This window comes from Ferrovibrio sp. (assembly GCF_029255545.1).
In the GTDB taxonomy this organism is placed as follows: Bacteria; Pseudomonadota; Alphaproteobacteria; order Ferrovibrionales; family Ferrovibrionaceae; genus Ferrovibrio.
Genome location: NZ_JANLJJ010000096.1, coordinates 13,645 through 17,735, shown reverse-complemented (window position 1 = coordinate 17,735; position 4,091 = coordinate 13,645). Strand labels below are relative to the sequence as shown.

Genomic DNA, 4,091 nt, shown 5'->3' with positions numbered 1-4,091 from the left:
CCCGGCGTGGTGGAGGACGGCCGCCCCCTGCATCACAGGGCGAGGCGCGATGACGAGGCCGGCCGCATCGAACTCTGGCCGCCGTTCAAACCCGACCCGAAGGCGCAGAGCGAACCCTGGGATACGCCGCTGGATTACGTGGGCCAGAAGGACCCGCGCGTGCGCCTGGCCGAAACCATCGCGGCGCAGATCCGCCACTGGATCGACCATGAGGACCTGTCCGGCCTGGGCCGCCGCATCCGGCCCGGCGACGTGATGATCCTGGTGCGCCGCCGCAACGTGTTTTTCGAGGCGATGGTGCAGGCGCTGAAGAACGCCGACGTGCCGGTCGCCGGCGCCGACCGCATGATGCTGGCCGAGCAGGTGGCGGTGCTCGATCTGCTGGCGCTGGGCGCCTTCTGCCTGCTGCCCGAAGACGATCTCACGCTGGCTGCCGTGCTCAAGGGTCCGCTGTTCAACTTCAGCGAGGATGACCTGTTTGCGCTGTGTTGGCGACGCCAGGAAGCGCGCCTGTGGCATGAGCTGCAGCGCCGCGCGGCCGAACAGCCGCATTGGCAGGCGGCCTGCGATGAACTGCGCCAATTGCTGAATCGCGCCGATATGGTGCCGCCTTTTGCTTTCTACGGCGGGATGCTGGCGGCTGGCGGCGGCCGACGGCGCCTGATCGCGCGGCTGGGCAGCCAGGCGAATGAGCCGATCGATGAATTCCTGAACGCGGCATTGTCCTATGAGCGTGATGCGGCGCCAAACCTGCAGGGCTTCCTGGCCTGGTTTCCGCGCCATGCCGGCGAGATCAAGCGCGATCTTGACCAGGGCCGCGATGAGGTGCGCGTGCTGACCGTACATGGCGCCAAGGGACTGGAGGCGCCGGTGGTGATCCTGCCTGATTGCTGCGACCTGCCGCAGGACCGCGATGGCGAAGGCCTGCTCTGGGGCGAGGCGCCACAGCCGCCGCGCCGCCCCGTGATGGGCGGGCCGCGCGCCGCCCAAGCCGTGCCGCAGCTCTACTGGCCGATGCGCAAGGACAACGACACGCCGCTGACCGCCGCCCTGCGCAATGCCCGCCGCGCCGAGCAGATGGCGGAATACCGCCGCCTGCTCTATGTGGCGCTGACGCGCGCCCGCGACCGGCTTTATGTCTGCGGCTATCTCAACGGCAAGACGGCTGGAAATGGCCCGCCGGCCGGAAGCTGGTACGACCTGGTCTCTGCTGGTTTCGCCAGCCTGCAGCCGCAGCAGATCATCGCCCTGCCCTGGGGCGATGAAGGCTTGCGCTACGAAACCTTCCCCGGGCAGCGCGTGGCTGCCGCAGCCCCGGAAGCCGAGGCGGAGCGCATTGCGCCGCCCGTCTGGCTGCATAGCCCGCCGCCGCCCGAACCGGCGCCACCCCGGCCACTCAGCCCCTCACGGCCAAGCAAGGCCGAGCCGCCGCCGCTGAGTCCCACGGCGCCCGACCGTCTGGCCGGCCTGGCGCGTGGCAAACTGATCCATCGCCTGCTGCAGACCCTGCCCGACCTGCCGCTGGAACAACGCCCCGAGGCGGCCGCACGCTATCTTGCCCATCCCATGCATGGCCTGACGACGGCCGCGCAAACCGGGATCGCGGCGGAAGTGCTGGCCGTGTTGAGCGATCCGGCTTTCGCGCCGGTCTTCGCGCCGGACGCCCAGGTGGAAGCGCCCTTGGCCGGGCGGCTGGGCAAACGGCTGGTGGCCGGCCAGATCGACCGCCTGCTGGTGACAGAGGCCGCCATCCTGGTGGTCGATTTCAAGACCAACCGGCCGCCGCCGCTGCACGCAGAGGATGTCGACCCGGCCTATCTCGACCAGATGGCCCTGTATCGCGGCCTGCTGCAGACGATTTTCCCGGATCGTCCGGTACAGGCCGCCCTGCTCTGGACCTATGCGCCGCGGCTGATGCCGCTGCCGGCCGCATTGCTGGACCGGCATCTGGCGAATTTCACCGCAACGTGACTGGCCGGAGCCTGGCCGAATGCCTAGTTTCACCTGCATGATCATGGGAACGCGACATTGGCTCTCCGCCATGCTGGTTGCGCTGCTGCCGGTCCTCGGCGCCGCGCCGGCATCCGCGCAGGCACAGTTGGTGGTCCTGGAGCTGTTCACCAGCCAGGGCTGCAACTCCTGCCCGCCGGCCGATGCGCTGATGCCCGAATGGGCCAGGCAACCCGGCGTGCTGCCGATCTCCCTGCATGTCGATTACTGGGATTATCTCGGCTGGAAGGATACGCTGAGCCGCAAGGGCCACAATATCCGGCAGCAGGATTATGCCCGTGGTATCGGCAACCGTCAGATCTATACGCCGCAGGTGGTGATCGACGGGCAGTTCCAGGCCGTTGGCTCGAACCGCGAGGCCATCGAAGCCGCCCTGGCCAAGGCCCGCAAGCAGCAGCATGTGCCGCTGCGCGCCGAACGCAGCAAGACGACGAAGGGCTGGCAGGTTCTGGTGCCCGACATGCCGAACTGGCAGGGCGAGGCCAAACTGCTGCTTTGCCGCTTTGATCGCCAGCATGACGTGACCATCGAGCGCGGCGAGAACCATGGCCGCACGCTGAGCTACCTGAATGTCGCGCGGGCCTGGAATGATTTCGGACGCTGGAAAGGCCAGGCTGCCAGCTATGCCGTGCCCGATCTGGATGGCACCGACTGGAGCCGCCAGGGCGCGGTGGTCATGCTGCAGATGCTCAATGGATCGGCCAACGGACCGATCATCGGCGCCATCGATCTCAAGCCCTAGATATTCCGCCCGATTGCCGTTGCGACAATCGTTGACAGGTTATCGGCCCGGCCCGAAGCTTGACCTCGGGAAACAGCATGGAGTCCGCCGTGCCGGTGATCCACCGGGTCGAACATCGCATGCGCCTGGCCGACCGCAACGATTTGTCCCGCCTGACCGAGATTGCCCAGGCGACACTGTCCGATGCGGCAAAGCTGGACCTGACTGCCCTGCAGCATGAACAGTCGCTGTTCGTCGCCGAGTGGCGTACGGCCATCGATGGGTTCACCGTGCTGCTGGCCCTGCAGGACAGCCTGCTGATCCATCGCCTGGCTGTGGCGGAGGAGGCGCGTGGCCGTGGCCTGGGCAGCTGGATGCTGGACGTTGCCGGCCACCATGCTCGCCAGCTTGGCCTGGCTGCTGTCGAAATCCAGCGTGCCGTCGAGGAGCGCGAAACCATTGCCTGGCTGCAGCGACGCGGCTTCAGCCCCATGCCGCATGGCGGCAACCGTCTCTATCTGCGCCGGCCGGTCTGAGAAAAGAAAGAAAGAAGGAAACACCGATGAGCGAGGCAAGATCCGCCCTGTTGCCATCCAGCACGATCCTGATGATCCGGGATGGCAATGCCGGCCTGGAAGTCTTCATGGTCAAGCGCCATCACGCCATCGACTTCGCATCCGGCGCCATGGTGTTTCCCGGCGGCAAGCTGGCCGAGGGCGACAGCGACCCGGTGCTGCAGGGCCGCCATGCCCGGCCGGGCAATTTCGACCCGGCCCTGACGCCTTTTGCCTTCGGCGCGATCCGGGAGGCCTTCGAGGAATCCGGCCTGCTGCTGGCCCGTCCCAAGGGCGATGGCAAGCTGTTGTCGGCTGCGCGCGCCACAGCGCTGGAATCCTGGCGCGAACCACTCAACCGCGGCGACAGGACATTGCGTGATCTCGCCGAGGCGGAAGGCCTCGATTATGCGTTGGACTGCATGGTGCCCTTCGCGCACTGGCTCACGCCCACAGTGATGCCAAAACGCTTTGATACCTGGTTCTTCCTGGCCCGGGCGCCGGAAGGCCAGATCGGCGCCCATGACGGCAGCGAGTCGGTCGATTCCGAATGGATCCTGCCACAGGCTGCGCTGGATGCCTGGGAGGCGAAGACGCGCACCATCGTTTTCCCCACCCGCATGCAGCTGGTCAAGCTGGCCCGCGCCGGCAGCGTGGCGGAGGCGCTCCGGCAGGCGGCGGATACTCCGATCATCGACGTCATGCCGGTGCTGGACAAGGAGCGTTTCGCCGAGCCGCATCTGTGCATTCCGGCCGAGGCCGGCTATGGCATCACGGAAATCCCGCTGAGCCGCGTCGGGATGTAG

4 protein-coding genes are annotated in these 4,091 nt (G+C 67.2%); all 4 read left to right on the top strand.

The window, feature by feature from the left end:
* A partial coding sequence (locus Q1J79_RS19085) for a 3'-5' exonuclease (RefSeq protein WP_300303636.1) occupies positions 1 to 1,971 on the top strand: 1,971 nt, incomplete at its 5' end.
* Positions 1,972 to 1,990: 19 nt separating this feature from the next.
* Entirely contained in the window at positions 1,991 to 2,752 is a 762-nt protein-coding gene (locus Q1J79_RS19080; RefSeq protein ID WP_300303633.1) for a thioredoxin family protein, read from the top strand.
* Positions 2,753 to 2,829: 77 nt separating this feature from the next.
* A complete protein-coding gene (locus Q1J79_RS19075; RefSeq protein WP_300303628.1) occupies positions 2,830 to 3,267 on the top strand; it encodes a GNAT family N-acetyltransferase in 438 nt (145 codons plus the stop codon).
* Positions 3,268 to 3,293: 26 nt separating this feature from the next.
* A complete protein-coding gene (locus tag Q1J79_RS19070) occupies positions 3,294 to 4,091 on the top strand; it encodes a hypothetical protein (protein ID WP_300303625.1) in 798 nt (265 codons plus the stop codon).

Excerpts from the sequence above, each read along its gene's own strand:
- Q1J79_RS19075 (WP_300303628.1), top strand. The coding sequence starts at position 2,830 with ATGGAGTCCGCCGTGCCGGTGATCCACCGGGTCGAACATCGCATGCGC.
- Q1J79_RS19080 (WP_300303633.1), top strand. The coding sequence starts at position 1,991 with ATGCCTAGTTTCACCTGCATGATCATGGGAACGCGACATTGGCTCTCC.
- Q1J79_RS19070 (WP_300303625.1), top strand. The coding sequence starts at position 3,294 with ATGAGCGAGGCAAGATCCGCCCTGTTGCCATCCAGCACGATCCTGATG.